The sequence below is a fragment of the Amycolatopsis sp. NPDC051758 genome (assembly GCF_044453095.1).
GTDB lineage: Bacteria > Actinomycetota > Actinomycetes > Mycobacteriales > Pseudonocardiaceae > Amycolatopsis.
Genome location: NZ_JBITCJ010000003.1, coordinates 1 through 17755 on the forward strand (window position 1 = coordinate 1; position 17755 = coordinate 17755).

Annotated in this window: 20 protein-coding genes and 1 pseudogene; 10 read left to right on the top strand and 11 right to left on the bottom strand. The window is 70.6% G+C overall.

What is annotated here, in order from left to right; all coding sequences use genetic code 11:
• Positions 1-213 precede the first annotated feature (213 nt).
• A pseudogene (locus ACIA5G_RS15285) lies at positions 214-683 on the top strand (IS5/IS1182 family transposase); the annotation flags it as partial.
• On the opposite strand, the gene ACIA5G_RS15290 reads toward ACIA5G_RS15285, so the two are convergent.
• From ACIA5G_RS15290 to ACIA5G_RS15300, 3 genes are all read right to left on the bottom strand, one after another.
• A complete protein-coding gene (locus ACIA5G_RS15290) occupies positions 683-1696 on the bottom strand; it encodes a YdcF family protein (RefSeq protein ID WP_395923529.1) in 1014 nt (337 codons plus the stop codon). The pseudogene ACIA5G_RS15285 and the gene ACIA5G_RS15290 overlap by 1 nt on opposite strands.
• On the bottom strand, positions 1693-2544 hold the full coding sequence (locus ACIA5G_RS15295; RefSeq protein WP_395923530.1) for a phosphatase PAP2 family protein: 852 nt from the start codon (positions 2542-2544) through the stop codon (positions 1693-1695). The genes ACIA5G_RS15290 and ACIA5G_RS15295 overlap by 4 nt, the downstream gene beginning before the upstream one ends.
• A 142-nt stretch (positions 2545-2686) precedes the next feature.
• The gene (locus tag ACIA5G_RS15300) at positions 2687-2962 is read right to left on the bottom strand and encodes a hypothetical protein (protein WP_395923531.1); all 276 of its coding nucleotides are present in this window, start codon (positions 2960-2962) and stop codon (positions 2687-2689) included.
• A 248-nt stretch (positions 2963-3210) separates the two neighbouring features.
• Between ACIA5G_RS15300 and ACIA5G_RS15305 the strand changes: the two genes are divergently transcribed.
• Genes ACIA5G_RS15305 through ACIA5G_RS15325 form a run of 5 tightly spaced genes read left to right on the top strand, consistent with a single transcriptional unit; the run spans position 3211 to position 5937 of the window.
• Positions 3211-3870 (top strand): DUF2589 domain-containing protein, encoded by a 660-nt coding sequence (locus ACIA5G_RS15305; RefSeq protein WP_395923532.1) that lies wholly within the window; start codon positions 3211-3213, stop codon positions 3868-3870.
• Positions 3867-4322, top strand: a complete 456-nt coding sequence (locus ACIA5G_RS15310) for a DUF2589 domain-containing protein (RefSeq protein WP_395923533.1) — start codon at positions 3867-3869, stop codon at positions 4320-4322. The genes ACIA5G_RS15305 and ACIA5G_RS15310 overlap by 4 nt, the downstream gene beginning before the upstream one ends.
• Positions 4323-4335: 13 nt before the next feature.
• Positions 4336-4857: a DUF2589 domain-containing protein gene (locus ACIA5G_RS15315; RefSeq protein WP_395923534.1), complete on the top strand. Its 522-nt coding sequence runs from the start codon at positions 4336-4338 to the stop codon at positions 4855-4857.
• 4 nt (positions 4858-4861) lie between these two features.
• Entirely contained in the window at positions 4862-5290 is a 429-nt protein-coding gene (locus ACIA5G_RS15320) for a hypothetical protein (protein ID WP_395923535.1), read from the top strand.
• A gap of 5 nt (positions 5291-5295) precedes the next feature.
• Positions 5296-5937, top strand: coding sequence for a YopT-type cysteine protease domain-containing protein (locus ACIA5G_RS15325; protein WP_395923536.1), 642 nt, complete (start codon positions 5296-5298; stop codon positions 5935-5937).
• A 53-nt stretch (positions 5938-5990) separates the two neighbouring features.
• On the opposite strand, the gene ACIA5G_RS15330 is transcribed toward ACIA5G_RS15325, so the two are convergent.
• From ACIA5G_RS15330 to ACIA5G_RS15340, 3 genes are read right to left on the bottom strand one after another with little or no spacing between them, the layout of a single operon-like run.
• Positions 5991-7433 carry an alpha/beta hydrolase gene (locus ACIA5G_RS15330; RefSeq protein ID WP_395923537.1) on the bottom strand — a complete coding sequence of 481 codons (1443 nt, stop codon included), beginning with the start codon at positions 7431-7433 and terminating at the stop codon, positions 5991-5993.
• A gap of 32 nt (positions 7434-7465) precedes the next feature.
• Positions 7466-8185 (bottom strand): ABC transporter permease, encoded by a 720-nt coding sequence (locus ACIA5G_RS15335; protein ID WP_395923538.1) that lies wholly within the window; start codon positions 8183-8185, stop codon positions 7466-7468.
• A gap of 15 nt (positions 8186-8200) precedes the next feature.
• Positions 8201-9085, bottom strand: a complete 885-nt coding sequence (locus tag ACIA5G_RS15340) for an ABC transporter ATP-binding protein (RefSeq protein WP_395923539.1) — start codon at positions 9083-9085, stop codon at positions 8201-8203.
• A gap of 107 nt (positions 9086-9192) precedes the next feature.
• Between ACIA5G_RS15340 and ACIA5G_RS15345 the strand changes: the two genes are divergently transcribed.
• Together ACIA5G_RS15345 and ACIA5G_RS15350 are read left to right on the top strand one after the other, a co-directional pair.
• A complete protein-coding gene (locus ACIA5G_RS15345; RefSeq protein ID WP_395923540.1) occupies positions 9193-10329 on the top strand; it encodes a sensor histidine kinase in 1137 nt (378 codons plus the stop codon).
• A complete protein-coding gene (locus ACIA5G_RS15350; protein WP_395923541.1) occupies positions 10326-10928 on the top strand; it encodes a DNA-binding response regulator in 603 nt (200 codons plus the stop codon). Before ACIA5G_RS15345 ends, ACIA5G_RS15350 begins: the two co-directional genes overlap by 4 nt.
• 63 nt (positions 10929-10991) lie before the next feature.
• On the opposite strand, the gene ACIA5G_RS15355 is transcribed toward ACIA5G_RS15350, so the two are convergent.
• Positions 10992-11552, bottom strand: coding sequence for a hypothetical protein (locus tag ACIA5G_RS15355; protein WP_395923542.1), 561 nt, complete (start codon positions 11550-11552; stop codon positions 10992-10994).
• A gap of 325 nt (positions 11553-11877) precedes the next feature.
• Positions 11878-12747, bottom strand: a complete 870-nt coding sequence (locus ACIA5G_RS15360; RefSeq protein ID WP_395923543.1) for a LysR family transcriptional regulator — start codon at positions 12745-12747, stop codon at positions 11878-11880.
• A 96-nt stretch (positions 12748-12843) separates the two neighbouring features.
• Here ACIA5G_RS15360 and ACIA5G_RS15365 point away from each other — a divergent pair, with 96 nt between their 5' ends.
• On the top strand, positions 12844-13668 hold the full coding sequence (locus tag ACIA5G_RS15365; protein ID WP_395923544.1) for a TIGR03620 family F420-dependent LLM class oxidoreductase: 825 nt from the start codon (positions 12844-12846) through the stop codon (positions 13666-13668).
• 52 nt (positions 13669-13720) lie between these two features.
• Here the strand turns inward: ACIA5G_RS15365 and ACIA5G_RS15370 are convergent, their stop codons facing one another.
• The 3 genes from ACIA5G_RS15370 to ACIA5G_RS15380 form a co-directional block, all read right to left on the bottom strand.
• Positions 13721-15043: an LLM class flavin-dependent oxidoreductase gene (locus ACIA5G_RS15370; RefSeq protein ID WP_395923545.1), complete on the bottom strand. Its 1323-nt coding sequence runs from the start codon at positions 15041-15043 to the stop codon at positions 13721-13723.
• Position 15044: 1 nt separating this feature from the next.
• On the bottom strand, positions 15045-15965 hold the full coding sequence (locus tag ACIA5G_RS15375) for an ABC transporter substrate-binding protein (RefSeq protein WP_395923546.1): 921 nt from the start codon (positions 15963-15965) through the stop codon (positions 15045-15047).
• 80 nt (positions 15966-16045) lie between these two features.
• Positions 16046-17068 carry an LLM class flavin-dependent oxidoreductase gene (locus ACIA5G_RS15380; RefSeq protein ID WP_395923547.1) on the bottom strand — a complete coding sequence of 341 codons (1023 nt, stop codon included), beginning with the start codon at positions 17066-17068 and terminating at the stop codon, positions 16046-16048.
• A gap of 153 nt (positions 17069-17221) precedes the next feature.
• Here ACIA5G_RS15380 and ACIA5G_RS15385 point away from each other — a divergent pair, with 153 nt between their 5' ends.
• Positions 17222-17728: an ATP-binding protein gene (locus ACIA5G_RS15385; protein WP_395923548.1), complete on the top strand. Its 507-nt coding sequence runs from the start codon at positions 17222-17224 to the stop codon at positions 17726-17728.
• The last annotated feature ends 27 nt before the right edge of the window (positions 17729-17755 follow it).

Genomic DNA, 17755 nt, shown 5'->3' on the forward strand with positions numbered 1-17755 from the left:
TCTTACCGCCGGTGTTCTTGGACAAGCGCCGAAAACCTCGGCGCAACAACCTTCATCAACCGTTGCCGTTCGCGGCGTGAACAACCGAACACGGGAAAGGCCCGCAGCCAACCGGCTACGGGCCTACACCCACGTTCCGAGCCACCTTGGGCTAAGGGCGGTCTCGTAACCCGGTGCCGGACTGGCGGGTCGTTAGTCGATGATGTCGGTGTGGTGCAAGTGATCACAGCGTCGCGGCCGGAGTGGATTGCCCCGTTCACCGGGCTGGAGCCAGGCCAGTCCCGCAAGCTCGTGCGGCTGGTCGCGAAGCGAGGAGGCGACGAGATCACCGACGGTCGCCCGGGCCGGCAGTGGGCGTTGCCGCTGGCAGATCGGGTGCTGCTGGCGCCGGCCCCGGTCCGGAAGCGCCGGCTGGCGACACCGTCGAAGAACTACCGCTACTCGACCAACGTGCAGGTCGCGATCGACGCCGAGACCCGACTGGTGATCGCCACCGGCGACCCGCAGCCGTGCAGCCGCAACGACTGCACCGTCTACCGCGACTCCGGCATGCCCTACACAAACCCCGCGACGGGAGCGATCTGCCCGGGTGGAAGGAAGACTTCAACGCCACCCACCGCAAGGTCCGAACCGGCAAGCACTCTGGCCGACACCGTCTCCGAAATCAATTACGAGACAGCCGCTAGACAGCCTTCAGCACGCTCAACGCGATGATCACCGCGCACACCACCGAGTTCAGGATCCGATGCTCCACGAGGATCGCAGCGAACTCGCGAAGGGTTGCGCTCGGCCAGAAGTACCACGCGGTCGGTGCGCCGACGACCTGTCCTTCGACCTTCGCCTTGCGTGCGATCAGCGCCGCACGCATGACGTGGAAGTTGTTCGTGACAACGACGCACCGGTAGGCCGGGCCGCGCCGCTCTCGCATGATTTCCGCGCTGTAGGCCAGGTTCTCCTGCGTCGTCCGGGACCGGTCTTCGAGCAGGATCCGGTCGCGGGGCACACCTCGGTCGACCAGGTAGTCCGCCATCGCGTGCGACTCCGGCAGGTCCTCCCCCGGCCCCTGCCCGCCCGAAGTGATCAGCAGCGGCGTGCGGCCCTTGGCGGTTTCGGCGTTCAGCATTCGCCGCCCGCGGTCGAGGCGGCCGGCCAGGAGGGGTGGCACGTTCTTGCCGCCGAGGAGACCGGAACCGAGCACCACGACGAAGTCGACCGGCCGCCGGCTGCGGATTCGCCCGTAGACGACCGAATACAGCAGAAAACACACGAAGAGGAACGACAGGTACGCGACGATGCCGTCGACGCTGTCCCGCACGACCTCCAGCGGCGGCCAGCCGAGCTGCCCGACGATCACGCCGAACAGGACGAGCGCCACGATGCCGAGACCGGCCACGAGGGACAGCAGGTTCGCCGGGCGGCGGCCTTCGCGGCGGAGCATCGTGACGCCGTTGCAGATCAGGAAGACCGCGAGCACCACGATCGTCAGCGGCACCAAGGCGAGCAGCCCGAACCCGGCAATCGCCGCGGCTTCCGGAGAGATCGACGCCAGCAGGGCCAGCACCGCGAGCCCGAAGAACGCGAGCGCGAAGAACAGGTAGAAGCCGTTGCGCAGCTTGCGGCGGTCGAGCAGGAAGCTGACCAGGAAGACGGCGAAGCAGAAGACGGCCGCGGCGAGCGGGATGAGCGCCGGGTTCACCCGATCTCCAGCCTGTGCCACGTCGCCAGGAACACCAGCGCCGCGGCCACCGAACCGAACGACGCAAACGAACTCGCGGCCAGGTAGACGACGTAGGTGTTGTCCCGCAACGTCGCCGCGTACCCCTCTTGGGTCAGCGTCGCGCCGATCAGGATTCCGCCGAGGGCCAGGAACACCAGCCCGCCCAGCGCGGCGAAGGTCACCACGACCACCCGCGGGATCCGGCGCTTGCCCTCGTGGCGGCGCACGGCCCCGCGGCGCGCGAGCCACCACGAGGCCACGCAGGCGAGGGCCAGGGCGATCGCGTCCGCGGCCAGCGTGTCCGACAGCCGGTGCCATTTTGCGGTCACCGTGTACGCGCCGATGCCGACCGCCCAGGAAAGCAGGAAGAACAGCGCCACCCCGCGCCACCGGTAGGGCACGACGATCAGGGCGGCGAACAGCACCGTCATCGCGATCGTGGTGTGCCCGCTCGGGAGGCTGTTCTCCGCGTAATGGCCGGTCAGCGGCACGAGTGACGGTCGCGGCAGCACGAACCGCTTGAGCACCTGCGTCACCACCTGCCCGGCCACGATCACCCCGGCCGCGGCGAGGGCGAGATCGAGCCGGCGGCGCACCAGGCCGACCAGGGTGACCAGCACCACCGCGGCCGCCAGGGAGTACACCGTGATCCGGCCCAGGCTCTCGTCGGCCGCGGCCTGATCGCGAGCGGCAGCCTCGTCGGCGCCACGCAGGGCGGCGTTCTCCAGCTCCTGGCCGGGCACCGTCCAGACGGCGAGGAAGTAGACGGCGATCGCGACGACGGCGCACCCGAGCGCGACGACCAGCCAGCGACGAGCGGGAACCACCGGACCTCCTCGGAGCAAGCGTTACTCCATACAGCGTAGTTACGCACCGCCGCATGACGCACACCGAGGGTTGTCGTCCGACAAACAGTACGACGGACGGTGGCGGAGCATCACTCGATCGAGAAGAACCGGCTCGAACGGCTCAGTGCCGCCCGCGCCGGGAAGCGCTGCGAGCCAGGGCGTCGACACGCTCGCGGACCCGGTTGTCGGCGCGGTAGACCGCCAGCAACGCCCGGATCCGGGTGTTGACGTCCGCGCCGTCGTCGACCCGGCCCTGGCGCAGCACCCGGGCGTCTTCGGGGTGCAGATAAACGCTCACGCGGTGCGCCGTCACGGTTTCGGCCGTGAGGATCCGCGGGTCCTCCGGATCGTCGGCGGCCGGGCTCCCGGCGTCGCCCACGCGTTCTCTGCTGGCCATTTCGCCCTCTTTTGTCGGCACGGTTGATCACCTTTCGAGTCTGATCATCCCGGCCGGGAATGACCAGACGGCCATTGGAGTGACACCGGGGATGACCTGCGAGGACCACGGGAAGACGCGTTGGCGCTTTCACGTGAAATCGTCAAACACAATCGTGTAATTGCTCCGTTGCGGCGAACAATGGCGGCAGAGCGCAATTTCGCGCCTACAGTTCCGTTTTGCCAATACCGCTTTCGACGGAGGAACCCATGGCTCTCGAAAAGATGTCCGACCAGTTCCAGGGACTGCCGATGGAAACGCTCATCGGCGGCCCGCTGACCGCGGCGTGCAACGCCCAGGTGATGCTCGCCAACTCGACCGCGACCTACATCAACACCGTCGGCTTCGACCGTCCCGCCGACGGGACGGTCACCGACCAGGCCGGCTTCGCGCGGCTGCGGACGGTCAAGTTCGCCTTCCAGCGGCCGCGCGAAGTCCCGCCCACCGGGGACGCCGGCGGCGACGGGCAGGCGGTGACCGAGGACGTCAGCCTCTCGGTGCCGCTGCTGTCCATGGTCCCGGTGCCGAACCTGCAGGTGGACACCGTCGACGTCGCGTTCGACATGGAGGTGAAGTCCGCCGAGCAGTCGAAGGACAGCAAGGACGTCGAGGCTTCGCTCGACGCCAAGGGCGAGGGCCGGATCGGGCCGTTCAGCCTCTCGGTTTCGGTGCACGGCAAGGTCGCCACCCACCAGGAGAACACCCGCAGCTCCGACAACTCCGCCAAGTACCACGTGGCGGTGAAGGCGACCAACCACGCGATGCCCGAGGGCCTCGCCCGCGTCTTCGACATCATGGCGACGTCGATCGCGCCGGTGACCACGGTCCTGGCGGACAAGCCCGCTGACAAGGCGGTCCCGGCGAAATGAGCTCCGAGACCGTGGCGGCCATCCTGCGGGCGCTGCACCACGCGGTGCTCGACGCCCAGCAGCTGGCCGAACAGGAGCACGTCCGCCAGCTGCGGCGGCACACGCTCGACGCGTCCGGGGACGCCCGCGCGCCGCAGCTGCTGCCGGTCACGATCCCGGGCACCCTGCCCGAGGCCGAGGACCAGGAGATCCAGGTGCCGGTGCTCGCCCTCGCGCCGCCGCACCCGCTGCGGATCCACGACCTGACCGTCAGCTTCCGGGCCCGGCTGCTCGGCCTCGGCGCCGTCCCGGACACGCCGGGCGACCCGGCCGCCACCGCCCCGCTGCTGGCGGCGCTGGGCGCCGGGGAGGACGGCGACTTCGCCCAGTTCAAGGTCACCTTCGAGACCGGTGAGCGCCCCGAGGCGTTCGCCCGGCTGCTCGACCGGATGACCACGAACAACGTGCCGTGAAAGGAGAACAGCCGTGACGGCACCAGATCCCCCGGACACCCTGTCCCTGGACCAGATGATCGCCGCGCCCGTGGTTTCGGCGGCCCGGGCGGCCGAGGCGCTCGCCGACGCGTCGGCGGACTTCGTGCGCCGGGTCGGCGTCGACGAGCACGGCGCGGTCCGGACCGTCGACTTCGCCTTCAGCCGGCCCGTCGAGCAGCCGGGCCCGGCGGACGAGCCGGCGGTCGTGGCCCAGGACGTCCACGTGTCGCTGCCGCTGCTGGCCCTGGTTTCGGTGCCCAGCCTGCGGATCGACGCCTTCGAGACGCACTTCAGCCTCGAGATCCGGTCGACGGCGCCGACCGGTGACGGCGACCCGCAGGTGCTCGTGAAACCCGCCGCCCAGCGGGAAAACACGCGGGACACCGACAAGACGGCGAAGTACACGGTCGACCTGCGTGCGTCGTCGGCGCCGCCCTCGGAGGCGCTGGCGCGAGTGCTCGACCTGATGGCGCAGTCGGTCACCGCGGTCCCGCGGCCACCGGCGAAGGAGTGACGCGGTGGACACCGTCGCCGACGGGCTGCGGACGCTGTTCCGCGACCTGAACGGCGAGTTCGGCGCGGCTCCGATGCGGGTGCTGGAAGCCGCTTTCTGGGTCGCCGCGCCGGGTGGCGCCCAGGCCGTGCGGGTCACGGTGGACGGCGGTGCCGCCCGGGTGTCCGCCGGGCCGGTGCCCCCGCCCGCGTGGGTCACCGGCCGGCGGCGGGCCGGCCGGCTGGTGGCGCACTGGGCGCCGGTGCCGGGTGCGACGACCTACGTCGTCCGGCTGGTCCGCGGCGGCGTCACCGTCCGCTCGGTCGCGGTTCGCGGCACGACGACGGCGCTGCCGTTCTGCCCGCTGCGCCGTGGCCGCCACTACGCGGTCGTGGTCGCGGCCCGCAACCGGGTCCTCGGGCCCGGAAAGTCTGTTCACATCAACGAAAGGTGAGTTCCATGGACTACGAAACGATCAGCTCGAAGGTGCGCGGCTCCGGCGTGCAGAAGTTCGACCAGTCGGTCGAAGCCGCCCGCGAGCACGTGACCATCGGCAACGGCGTGTGCCGGGCGCTGGTGGTGCAGTGGCTCGCGGCGAGGGCCGGTGGCGAGGACTGGTGGACGAACCGCGGCACGGTGGCCGAACCGTTGCTGGCGGCCGCGACGAGGCTGTCGCTGGCGGTCGACCTCCAGGCGGAGTACGAACGGGTGGCCCGGTCGCGGTTCGTGGTCGACGACGCGACGGAGAAGGCGCTCTCGGCCGCCGGTCTCGGGTTCGTCATCCGCGACACGACGGCGTCGGCCCAGTGGGGCTTCGCGACGGTGAAGCCGAACGACGAGCCGGAGAAGATCGTGGGCGCGGCGTTCGACCGCCGCTCGAGCGCGTTCATCCTCTCGATCAAGGGCACCTCGGGCGGCCATTCCCTGGGCCTGCACCGCGACGAACGCGGCCACGTCCACCTGTTCGACCCGAACATCGGCGAGTTCGCGGCGCGGTCGGAGGCCGAGTTGCGGACACTGCTGGTGGCGGTCGGCGCGGCGTACCGGGAGCACGGGATGGACCTGCACGACAGCTACATCCTGTGGAGCTTCACCGGCTGACGGCGAACGCGGTCCGCGCCGCGAGCGAGGTGCTCGCGGCGCGGACCGCCCCCTCAGCCCTCCGCCGCGCAGAAGCGGTCGGCCGCGGGACGCTTGCCCGTCACCAGGAACTCGGTCACCGCGTTGTTGCCGCACTTGTTGGCGGCGAACAGGTAGGCGCCGTGGCCGCCCTGGTCGACCGTCACCATGCGGGCGCGGTCGCCGAACGCCTGGCGCAGCTTGCGGGCGTTCACCAGCGGTGTTCCCGGGTCGCGCACGTTCTGCACCAGCAGCACGTTCGACGGGCCACGGTCGGTGATCCGCACCTTCGGCTCCGCCGGCGCGGACGGCCAGTACGCGCACGCCCCGATGTTCGCCGAGCCCGCGCCGATCAGCGGGTACCGGACGCGGTCGACCGCGACGTCGGCCTGGTAGCTCGCCACCGACCGCGGCCAGCTCGAATCCCCGCAGATCACGTACAGCCTCGCCGCCAGGAGGTTTTCCGCGGGCGGCTCCCCGCCCGGGAGCTCAGGCGCTTCGCCCTTGTCCAAGGACTTCCACGCCGCCAGCAGCGCCGGGAACTGCCCGTCGCCGTACAGGTAACCGAAGTTCAGGCCGCGGAACGCCGAGCCGTTGATGCCCACGACCGGCGCCCTGTCCAGCCGGTCGGCCAGCTCGAAGAACTTCGCCGTCACCTGGGCCGGGATAATGCCCAGGCCGGGCGCGGCGAACTTCGCGAAGTCGGGGAACCGATCCTCCATGCCCCGGCCGAAGGTCCGCATCGCGTTGATGTCGTAACCGCCCGGCCCGAGGTTGCTGTCCAGCACGATCCGGTCGCTGCGCCGCGGGAACATCGTCGTGTACACCGAGCCCAGGTACGTGCCGTACGACGCGCCCAGGAACGAAACCTGGGACTCCCCCAGCGCTTCGCGGATCCGGTCCATGTCCCGCGCGGTGTTCGCCGTGGTCACGTACGGGAGCATCCAGCCGCTCTCGGACGTCGCACACTGCTTGGCTTCCGCCTTCGCGACTTCGGCCTGCTTCACCACGTCCGCCGCGTTCTTCGCGTACGGGAGGTTGCCGATCGCGATCTGCGCCGACGTCAGGTCGCAGGTCACCGGCGTGCTGTGCCCGACACCGCGCGGGTCGAACCCGATGATGTCGTAGGAGTCCCGCACGCTCTGCGGCAGCGGCGAGGGCAACGTCGGGATCGTGAGCACACCCGGGTAGCCCAGGCCCTCGCCGCCGGGGCCGCCCGGGTTGGTCAGCAGCACCCCGCGCCGCTTCTCCGGGGTCTTGCTGGCCAGGCGGGAAATCGCCAAGTCGATCTTCCGGCCGCCCGGGTCCCGGTAGTTCAGCGGAACCTGCAGGGTGGTGCACTCCAGGCCCGGGACCGGGATGGTGCCGGCCGGGCACGGGCCCCACTTCAGCCCGTTCGTCGTCGCCGCCGCTCCCGGGACCACGACTGTCGCCAGCGCGGTCGCGGTGAGCGCGGTCACCAGTAAGGCTTTGTGCATCGGATTCCCCTCGTTCGTGACGCGGCCGGTGGTCACCGGCGCGGTTCCCAGCGGAACAACCGGGAGGCCAGGGCGATCGCGACGATCACCCAGGCCAGCGTGGGCGCGAGCAGGATCAGCGAGTCGGTCAGGGCGACACCGCCGTTCCAGGCGTTCAGCACCAGCTCGGTGGCCGAGCCGCCGGGCAGCAGGCGCTTGAGCAGGGTGAGGTCCTCGGTGCCGGTGGCCCCGACCCAGCCGGCCACCGCAACGACACCGACGCTGACCGGCAGGGTGGTGACCTGCGCGTGCTCGGGCGAGTTCGTCAGGCCGGCCGTGGCCAGGCCCAGCGCGAGCATCATGACCACCGTCGAGACGACCGCCGCCACCAGCAGCAGCGGGTCCGCCGGCCGGCCGGTGACCCCGGCCAGCACACCCAGGATCACGGCGATCTGGACCGCCGTGATCGCGGTGATCGGCGCCAGCAGCCCGGTGAGGATGCCGGCGTCACCCGCCGCGGTGGAGCGCAGGCGCTTGAGGAAGAGGTTCTGGCGGCGCGAGGCCAGCGTGGTCACCGTGGTCGTGTAGAGCCCGATGCCCAGCACGAAGAACAACGCCAGCGCTGCGATGTACCCGAGGCTGCCGATCTCGGCGAACAGCTCGTGCCGGTTGATGAGGAACGCACTGAAGGCGACCGGCAGGAGCAGCGCCGTGACCAGCACCAGGCGGTTCCGGAAGATCTGGATCAGCTCTCCGCGAGCGATCGAAAGCATGGGAAGGTCCCTTTCTCAGGAGTGGCCGATGGCGCGGAAGACGTCGTCGAGCCGGGTCGGGCCGGCTTCGAGCCCGCTCAGCTCCAGCGCGTGGTCCCGCGCCCAGCCGAGCAGGGTGTGGAGGTCCTTCTGCAGGGCGAAGGTCTCGATGAGGAACCGGCCGTCCTCGCCGGAGGTGGCCTGCAGCGGAGGTGCCGGCGCGTGCGCCGGGAGTCCGAAGTGGATGGTCGCGGGCAGGGTCCGGGTCAGCTCGGCGACGGTGCCCTCCCGGTGGAAGGCGCCCTGGTGCATCAGGCCGATGCGGTCGGCGCGCTGCTGGGCCTCCTCGAGGTAGTGCGTGGTGAGCACGATGGTCGAGCCGTCCTCGCGCAGCCGGTCGACGGCCTCCCAGAGGGCGTCGCGGGACTGGATGTCCAGGCCGGTGGTGGGCTCGTCCAGGAAGATCAGCTCCGGCGTCCCGTAGACGGCGGTGGCGAAGTCCAGCCGCCGCTTCTCGCCGCCGGAGAGCTGGGACACCTTGGTGCCGGCCTTGCGGGTGAGGTCGACGATGCCGAGGACCCGCCCGACGTCGTCGGTCCGCTCGGTGAGCCGCCCGATCAGCCGGACGGACTCCCGCACGGTCAGGTCCGGGGAGAACCCGCTCTCCTGCAGCATGATCCCCATCCGGGGGCGCACGGCGGCACGGTCGCGCGGGCTCTTCCCGAACACCCGCACGGTGCCCGAGGTCGGCGCGCGATGGCCTTCGATGGTCTCCAGGGTCGACGTCTTCCCGGCCCCGTTCGTGCCGAGGAGCGCGTACAGCTCCCCGCGTTCCACCTGGAACGAAAGGTCTTTGACGGCGGGGAAGCCGCCGTAGGTGAGGTTGAGGCGAGCTACGTCGATGACGGGTGTCGTGGACATGCTCCGATTCCAGCGGCCGGCGCGCGGTTCCGGCAGTGTGGCCACGTCACCCCAAGACATGACGCAGTGTCACTGGTGGCGTGCGCCCGGCCCGATAGGCTCGGCTCATGGAGGTGGCCACGCTCGCGCGCAGGACGTTGTGGACCGGTGGCGCGGTCCAGGAGCGGCTGCGGCGGCTCAACCTGATCACGACGGTGCCGCCGCTGGCCGTCGTCGGGGTCCTGCTGCTGATCTTCACCGCCCGCACCTGGTGGCACGTCGTCCTGCAGGTGGTGGGGCTGGCCGCCGCGCTGGTGACCGCCGAACGCTGGACCGCGGGCGACTTCTTCCGCGTCGCGCGGCCCTGCGTGGCCATCACGGCGGTGGTCTGGCTCGCAGGCGCGTTGAACGACGACTCCACCTCGTTCTACGGCCTGTGCATCGTCGTCGCGTTCACCATTCCGCCGCTGCCCCGGCACCGCCTCGCGGCCCTCCTGGGACTGTCCGTCATGGTCGCCGCGCTGGGCGCGCCGAACCTGCTCGTCTTCGACGACAATCCGGGCGGACGGCTGCTGAAGTTCGTCGTCGTCCCGGCGGTGTCCGTCGCGGTGTCGACCGCGTTCACCTTCGTCAGCCAGCGGCTCTACGACCTGGTGGCGGAGCTGGAGCAGTCCCGCGACCGCGAGGCAGAGCTGGCCGTGGTCCGGGAGCGCATGCGGTTCGCCAGCGACCTCCACGACATCCAGGGCCACACGCTGCACGTGGTGAAGCTGAAGGTCGCGCTGGCCGAGAAGCTGGTGGACAGCGACCTCGAACGGGTGAAAGAGGAGCTGCGGGAAGTGCACACGCTGGTCGGCGACACGATCGTCCAGACCAAGGAGCTCGCCTACGCCCAGCGGCGGCTCAACCTGTCCGCGGAGCTGGAGAACGCGAAGAACCTCTTCGAAGCCGCGGGCATCCACGTGCGTGTCGACCGGGAGGCCGAAGTGGACACCCACGCCGGTGAGCTGCTCGGCCAGGTCCTGCGCGAGACGACGACCAACATCCTGCGCCACGCCCAGGCGCGGCAGGTGCGGATCACGCTCACCGCGTCCGGGATCACGATCGTCAACGACGGCGCCGCGGAGGCCGGACCACCGGAGCTCAACGGGCTGCTGACGTTGAAGCAACGGCTGGCGGACAACGGCGGCGAGCTGAAGGTGGAGCAGCAGGACGGCCGGTTCCTGACGGCGGCCGAGTTCCCCCGCCGGGAGGGCGGCCGATGACCACCGTGGTGCTCGCCGACGACGAAGTCCTGCTTCGCAAGGCACTGGCGTCCCTGCTGCCGCTCGAGGGCGAGATCACGGTCCTCGCGGAAGCCGAAGACGGCGCGGCCGCCGTGCGGGCGACGCTGGAGCACCGGCCGGACGTGCTGGTGATCGACCTCGAGATGCCCAATGTGGACGGTCTGGGCGCGGTCGCCGAGATCCGGCGGGCGCGGCCGGAGCAGGTGATCCTGATGCTGACCCGGCACGCCCGGCCCGGCGTGCTGCGGAAGGCGTTGAAGCTCGGCGTCCAGGGTTTTGTCAGCAAGTCCGCGGAACCGGCGCACATCACGTCGGTGATCAAGACGCTGCACGAAGGCAAGCGCTGGATCGACCCGGACGTCTCGGCCCTCGCCGTCGTCGACGACTGCCCGTTGACCGACCGCGAAATCGACGTCCTGCGCGCGACGCGGGAGGGGTTTTCGGTGGCGGACATCGCCGGGCAGCTGCACCTCGCGGAGGGGACGGTGCGGAACTACCTGTCGAACGCGATGCAGAAGACCCAGACCCGGACCCGCCACGAAGCGGCGCGCTATGCGCGGGAGCACGACTGGCTTTAGCGGACACACCGCGACGGACCGGCCCACCCGGAGGTGAGCCGATCCGTCATCGCGGGGTGGTGGTCAGCCGCGGAGCAGGGCGAGGATCTGGTTCAGCAGGTTGACCAGGGCCTGCAGGTTGGTCAGGGGGCCCGGGTCGAGCAGGCCGGCGATCGCGCACAGCAGGTTGCCGAGCAGGTTGCCGGGGCCGGACTCGGCCGTGATGTTCAGGTGGACGCGGTCCAGGTGGACGACCAGGCCGAGCAGGTCGAGATCGAGCGGCCCGAGCACCAGGTCGAGGATTTCGCACGAAGCAGCCGCAACGCCGACCGGCACGGTGACCGCGCGGGACTCACTGCCGACCTGCTGGCCCGCGGAGTCCGTCAGGGTCACGTCCGCAACACCGTTGGCCAGCAAGGTGCTGCCGTCGGCGACGAAGTCGGTCGGGGTGAAGGTGCCGGCCGCGGTGCCGGTGCCGCCCGCCGCGTCGGTGAACGTGCCGGCGATCGGGGCGGTGAGCGCCGGAACGGCGGGAGCCGCCGGTGCCGGGGCGGCGGACGCGGGGCCCGCACCGGTGAAGAGGGCGACCAGCGCGGTGACGAGCACCGCGACGACCGCCGCGCGGCCGGTGTTCTTGACTCTCATGGTGGACTCCTTCGAGTGGAGGAACGGGACGCTCCAGGGATCCACCAAAACGGCGTCGAGAAACACGATTCGCGGGAAATACCCGGGTGAGCAATGTCAACTGATCAACATCGTGTTGCGCCGTAACCGATCCGGCTTCGGCTCGTTCGCGACCACTGTGGCATTTGCCGAATTATCCTTACCGTACCAGGTTTATCGAGCTGAGGACTGTCCACTTGGAACTATTGTGACAGACGCGGAGAAATGTTCCCACGGTCGGGTTGAACCGAATGCACGACTCCGGTGCCGCCGAATGTCGGCACTGTGCTCACCCGTGATTCCCGCGTCACGACGTGGTGTCGCGGAACGCCGCCACGTGGGCCGAGGCGCACGGGCGCGGCAGGTCCTCCGGGATGACGACGCTGCCGGTGATCGTCACCGGCGGCTCCAGCGGGATCGCGCGCACCCGCGCCGACCCGATCTCGCCCACCTGGCCGGCGGGCAGCACCGCCCAGCTGTCCGGATCGGACCCGACCTCGACGATCGTGTCCCGGGGGGTGCCGGCCGGACGCCCGAGCCGGGGCCGGACCCCGGCGTCGCGCAGGGCGGTCGTGACGGCGTCGTGCAACGGCGGGTCGAGCTGACGCGAAGGGATTCGCAGGACGCTGCCCGCCAGTTCGGCCAGACCGGCGACGGCGTGGTCCGCCGCAGTGTGCCGGGTGGACACCACCGCGAGCAGCGGCTCGGTCCAGGTCGGCAGCACGGTGAGCCCCGGCGCCGAGCGCACCCCGCGGGCCAGTGCCAGGTCGAGGTCACCCTGGCGCAGGGCGTCCAGCCGGGCGGCGACCGGGAGGTCGACAAGCACAACGTCGAGGGCCGTCGCGGCCCGGCGCAGCGAGTCGATGCCCCGTTCCAACCGGGACGTGAGGCCGGCGGCCGTGCCGATCCGCAGGGCGCCCGCCGGCAGTCCGGCGGCGCCCTTGACGCGGTCGACGGCCACGAGCGCCTCCCGGGCCGCCGCGAGCACCCGGCGCCCGGCCGCGGTGAGCCGGACCCGCCGCGGTGAGCGGTCGAACAGCCGGACGCCCAGTTCCCGTTCCAGCCGCGCGATCTGCCGGCTGACCGCGGGCTGCGCGATGTGCAGCCGCTCGGCGGCGCGGCCGAAGTGGAGCTCCTCGGCGACGGTGACGAAGTACTGCAGGGCCCGAAGTTCCATCGCTCCTCCAGCGTGCCGCCGACGATGTCTTCAGGTTATCGCTGCACGTCGGTTCCGGATCTGGTTCGGCACGCGGCATCGTGCTGAAGTCGGGGCATGACCATCGAACTGGGCTTGCTGGGCGCGCACCTGCGCGAGCACGAGGTGACGCCGGAAGGCGCCGTCGAGATCGAAAAGGCCGGTTACGGCACGCTGTGGCTGGACGCCTCTCCCCCGGCCGACCTCGCGTACGCGGAGGAGCTGCTCGACGCCACCGCGCGGCTGACCGTCGGCACCAGCGTGGTGAACGCCTGGACGGCCGACGTCTCCGCGGTCGCCGCTTCCTACCACCGGATCGAGGCACGCCATCCCGGCCGGTTCGTGCTCGGGGTGGGAATCGGGCACCGGGAGGTCCACGCCGAATACGTTTCGCCGTACGAGAAGCTGGCGTCCTATGTGGACGCGCTGACCACGGCCGGGGTGCCGGCCGGCCGGATCGTGCTCGCCGCGCTCGGCCCGAGGATGCTGCGGCTGGCGCGCGACCGCACCGCCGGGACGATCCCGTGCATGGTGACCCCCGAGCACACCCGGCGGGCCCGGGCGATCCTCGGCCCGGGAAAGCTGCTGCTGCCCGGGCACTTCGCACTGCTGGACGACAACGCCGAGCGTGCGCGCGCGTCCGCCCGATCCGCACCCCCGGGAACGGCCCTGCAGGTGACCAACTACGCAGCCAACCTCCGGCGGCTCGGGTTCACCGAGGAGGACCTGGCCGGCGCGGGCAGCGACCGCCTGATCGACGCACTCGTCCTGCACGGCGGGGCGGGTGCGATCGCGGCGGGTGTGCGGGAGCACTTGGCGGCTGGTGCGGATCATGTCGGGATCTATCCGCTGGGTGCGGATCTGATCGCCACGCTGCGGGGCGTCGCCGAAGCGGTGCTCTGACGCCGCCGCCGATCGCACCTCGGCGACCCCGACGCGGGGTCGCCGAGGTGCGTCAGTGACCGGCGGCCGGCCGCTCCAGTCCCAAGTGGTCACGCAAGGTCGAACCCGTGTATTCCGTACGGAACCGCCCCTTGCGCTGCAGAATCGGGACCACGTGGTCCACGAACGCTGCCAGCTCGTACGGCAACGTCGAGCCCATGATGGTGAACCCGTCAACCGCGCCCACGTCCTGCCAGGCCAGGATGTGCGTCGCCAGCTGCTCGGGCGTCCCCACGAAGTGGAACTGGCCCGCGCCGCTCTTCAGCTGCTGGGCCACCTCACGCAGGGGCGCCTCCGGCTGCGCGCGCGAAGCGGCGAACAGCTGCTCCGCCCGGCTCGACACGTTCGCCTCGTTGCTCCACAGCTCCGCGGGCAGGGGCGCGTCCGGATCGAAGCCGTCCGGGTCGAGGCCGGCCGTGTACAGCACGTTCTGCCAGCGGAACTCCGGGCTCGACAGCTCTTCCAGCCGCTGCGCCCGTTCCTGCGCTTCGGCTTCGGTGCCGCCCAGGGTCACCATCAGCGCCGGGAGGACGAGCACCTGGGCGGGGTCTCGGCCCGCCGCGGCCGCCTGCGCGTGAAGGTCCGCCCGGAACGCCGCTGCCGCTTCCAGCGACGGCGGCCCGGAGAACACCAGTTCCGCGTACCGCGCCGCCAGTGCGACACCCGCCGAGGACTGTCCGGCTTGGACCAGCACCGGCCGGCCCTGCGGGGAGCGCGGGAACGGCAGGATGCCTTCGACGTCGTAGAACTCGCCGTGGAAGCGGGGCGCGTGCAGCTTGCTGCGATCCGCCCACACCCCGCGCTCACGGTCACCGATGACCGCGTCGTCCTCCCAGCTGTCCCACGCGCGGGTCACGACGTCGACGAACTCGTGGGCGCGCGTGTACCGGTCCGCGTGGTCCGGGTGGGCGCGCTCGCCGAAGTTCGCCGCGGCCAGCGGGGTGATCGTGGTGACGATGTTCCAGCCCGCGCGGCCGCCGCTGAGGTGGTCGAGCGTCGCGAACCGGCGGGCCAGCTCCCACGGCTTGTTGTACGTCGTGGAGCCGGTCCCGATCAGTCCGATGTGGCTGGTGACCGCGGCCAGCGCCGAGAGCACCGAGATCGGGTCGAACTGCGTCTGCGGCAGGTGCGTGGCCCGGTACTCGGCGATGGCGATGTTGTCGGCCAGGAAGACCGTGTCCAGCAGGCCGCGCTCCGCCGTGCGCGCGATGTCGGCGTAATAGGGCAGCCCGAGCACACCGCGGACGTCGTCGTCGACGACGCGCCAGGCGGACTCGTGGTAGCCGTTCGGCCAGATGAACGCGTTGAAGTGCAGTTGCCCCGCTGCGTCCGGCATCTCAGGCCAGCCCCTGCTGCGTCAGCCAGTCCTTCGCGACGTCGGCGGCCTGTTCACCGTCGGAGTCCACCCGCTTGTTCAGCTCGCGCATGCCGTCGGTGGTGAGCTTCGCGCTCACCGCGTTGACCACGGCCGCGAAGTCCGCACCCCGCTCGTCGAGCACCTTCTTGTTCACCGCCGGCACCACGTTCTCCGTCGGGATCATGCTCAGGTCGTCCTTCAGCGCGACGTACTTCTGGTCGCCGGCGGGCGGGCTCACCGAGTCCACCGGGATCACGGTCACCGCGCCGGAGTCGAGCTGCTGGATCCGCGGCCCGAACTCCTGCACGGTCTGGAACGACGCGTTGGTCAGCTTGTAGACGTCGGTGAAGCCCTTGAAGCAGGTCAGCCGCTTCTCACACTCCGGACCACCGGCCAGGACGACCTTGTCGAGCTTCTTCAGGTCGCTGATGTTCGCGAGGCCCTTCGACTTCGCAAGATCGGCCTTGACGATGTAGGTGTTCTTGTCCTCGGCCGCGGCGAAGTTCAGCAGCGAGACGCCGCTGGGCTCGAACAGCTTCGCCAGCTGCTCGTGCTCGCCCTTCGCGTCCTTGACCGGCTCGGCGCCGAAGCCGGTGGTGATCGCCGACCCCTGGTACTCCGGGATGAACTGCAGCTCACCGGACTTCAGCGAGGGGTAGATCAGCTCCCGCGACCCCAGGTTCAGCTTCTTCGTCACCGGGTAGCCCTTGGCCTCCAGCGCGGCCGCGTAGATCTCGGCCAGGATCTGGCTGTCGGTGAAGTTGAACGACGCGACGACGATCGGCGCGCCGCCCTTGCTCTGCGCGGCGGGCTGGTCACTGCCCCCGCCGCCGCACGCGGCCAGGCCGAGGGCGGCCACCGCCACCAGCACGGCCGCTCGGATGTTCCGGCTCCAGCCCACGACCCACACTCCTCTATCCACGATCAGACGAACGGAACCCTAACCAGCACCACCGACAGAAACCACATGGTGGATTCCGCTCAGCGCCAGCCCAGCTCGGGGGCCACCTGCGTGAGAATGCTTTCCAGCACGTGGACGTTGTAGTCGACGCCGAGCTGGTTCGGGATGGTCAGCAGCAGCGTGTCCGCGGCCTGGACGGCCTCGTCCGCTTTGAGCTCCCGCACCAGGTCCGCCGGCTCGGCGGCGTACGACCGGCCGAAGATCGCCCGGGTGTTCTCGTCGATCATGCCGACCTGGTCGCGCGAGTTGCGGTCACCGCCGAAGTAGGCCCGGTCCAGGTCGTTCGTCAGCGCGAAGATGCTGCGGCTGACCGACACCCGCGGCTCCCGCGCGTGCCCGGCTTCCTTCCACGCCTCGCGGTAGGCCTCGATCTGCTTGCGCTGCTGGACGTGCAGCGGCTCGCCCGTCTCGTCGTCCTTGAGCGTGGAGCTCTGCAGGTTCATGCCCAGCTTCGCGGCCCAGACGGCCGTCGCGTTCGAGCTCGAGCCCCACCAGATGCGCTCGCGCAGGCCCTCGGAGTGCGGCTCGAGCCGCAGCAGGCCCGGCGGGTTGGCGAACATCGGCCGCGGGTTCGGCTGCGCAAAACCGTCCCCTTCGAGCAGCTTGAGGAAGACCTCGGTGCGCTCGCGGGCCATGTCGGCGTCGGTCTCGCCGTCGGCCGGGGCGTACCCGAAGTAACGCCAGCCCTCGATCACCTGCTCGGGGGACCCCCGGCTCACGCCGAGCTGGAGCCGGCCCCGCGAGATGAGGTCGGCGGCGCCCGCGTCCTCGACCATGTACAGCGGGTTCTCGTAGCGCATGTCGATCACGCCGGTGCCGATCTCGATCTTCGACGTGCGGGCGCCGATCGCCGAGAGCAGCGGGAACGGGCTGCCCGCCTGCCGCGCGAAGTGGTGCACGCGGAAGTAGGCGCCGTCGACGCCGAGCTCCTCGGCCGCGACCGCCAGGTCGATCGACTGGTGCAGGAAGTCGGCGGCCGACCTGGTCTCGGAGTGTGCGCTCGCCGACCAGTGGCCGAACGACAGGAACCCAATCTTCTTCACGCACCGTCTCAGCGCCGGACGACCGGGTTTGATTCCGCAAGTGACGAGACGCGGTGAAGGTCACGAATGGGAAACGAGAACCGTGGGTACCTCACCAGCACGCGACGCCCGAGGCCATGGGGGGCCGGAGGCGGACGAAGGGAGGAGTAGATCGTGCAACGACATACTCCGGAACCGAGCACCGGAAGCGACACCGACGCCGGGACCGACGAAGCCACTGCGCCGGCCGCGGCCGGCGCACCGATCGACGCGTCGGTGCGGTCGAGTTTCGAAGAGCTCGTACCGGCGGAGTCCGGTGAGATATCCGTCCTGCGCCGCAAGCTGACGGCCTGGCTGGACGAGCTGCCGGTGGACCCGGACAGCAGTTACGACATCGTCCTGGCCACCTACGAGGCGCTGGCCAACGTCGCCGCGCACGCCTATCCCGACGGCCACGGCTGGGCCCGCCTGTACGCCGACTGGGCGGGCGACACGGTCACCGTCGTCGTCAGCGACACCGGAAGCGGCGGCGCCGTGAAGCGTGTCGGCGCCCCTCCGCTCACCGCGGGCGGGCGCGGCCTGCTCTTGATCGACGAGGTCACCGACCAGGCGATCGTCGAAAGTGGAGAGCACGGAACACGCGTGACGATGATCTGGCGGCCCGCCGCGCTGCGGTCCTGACTCGCCGCCGCCCCGACCATCGAGGGG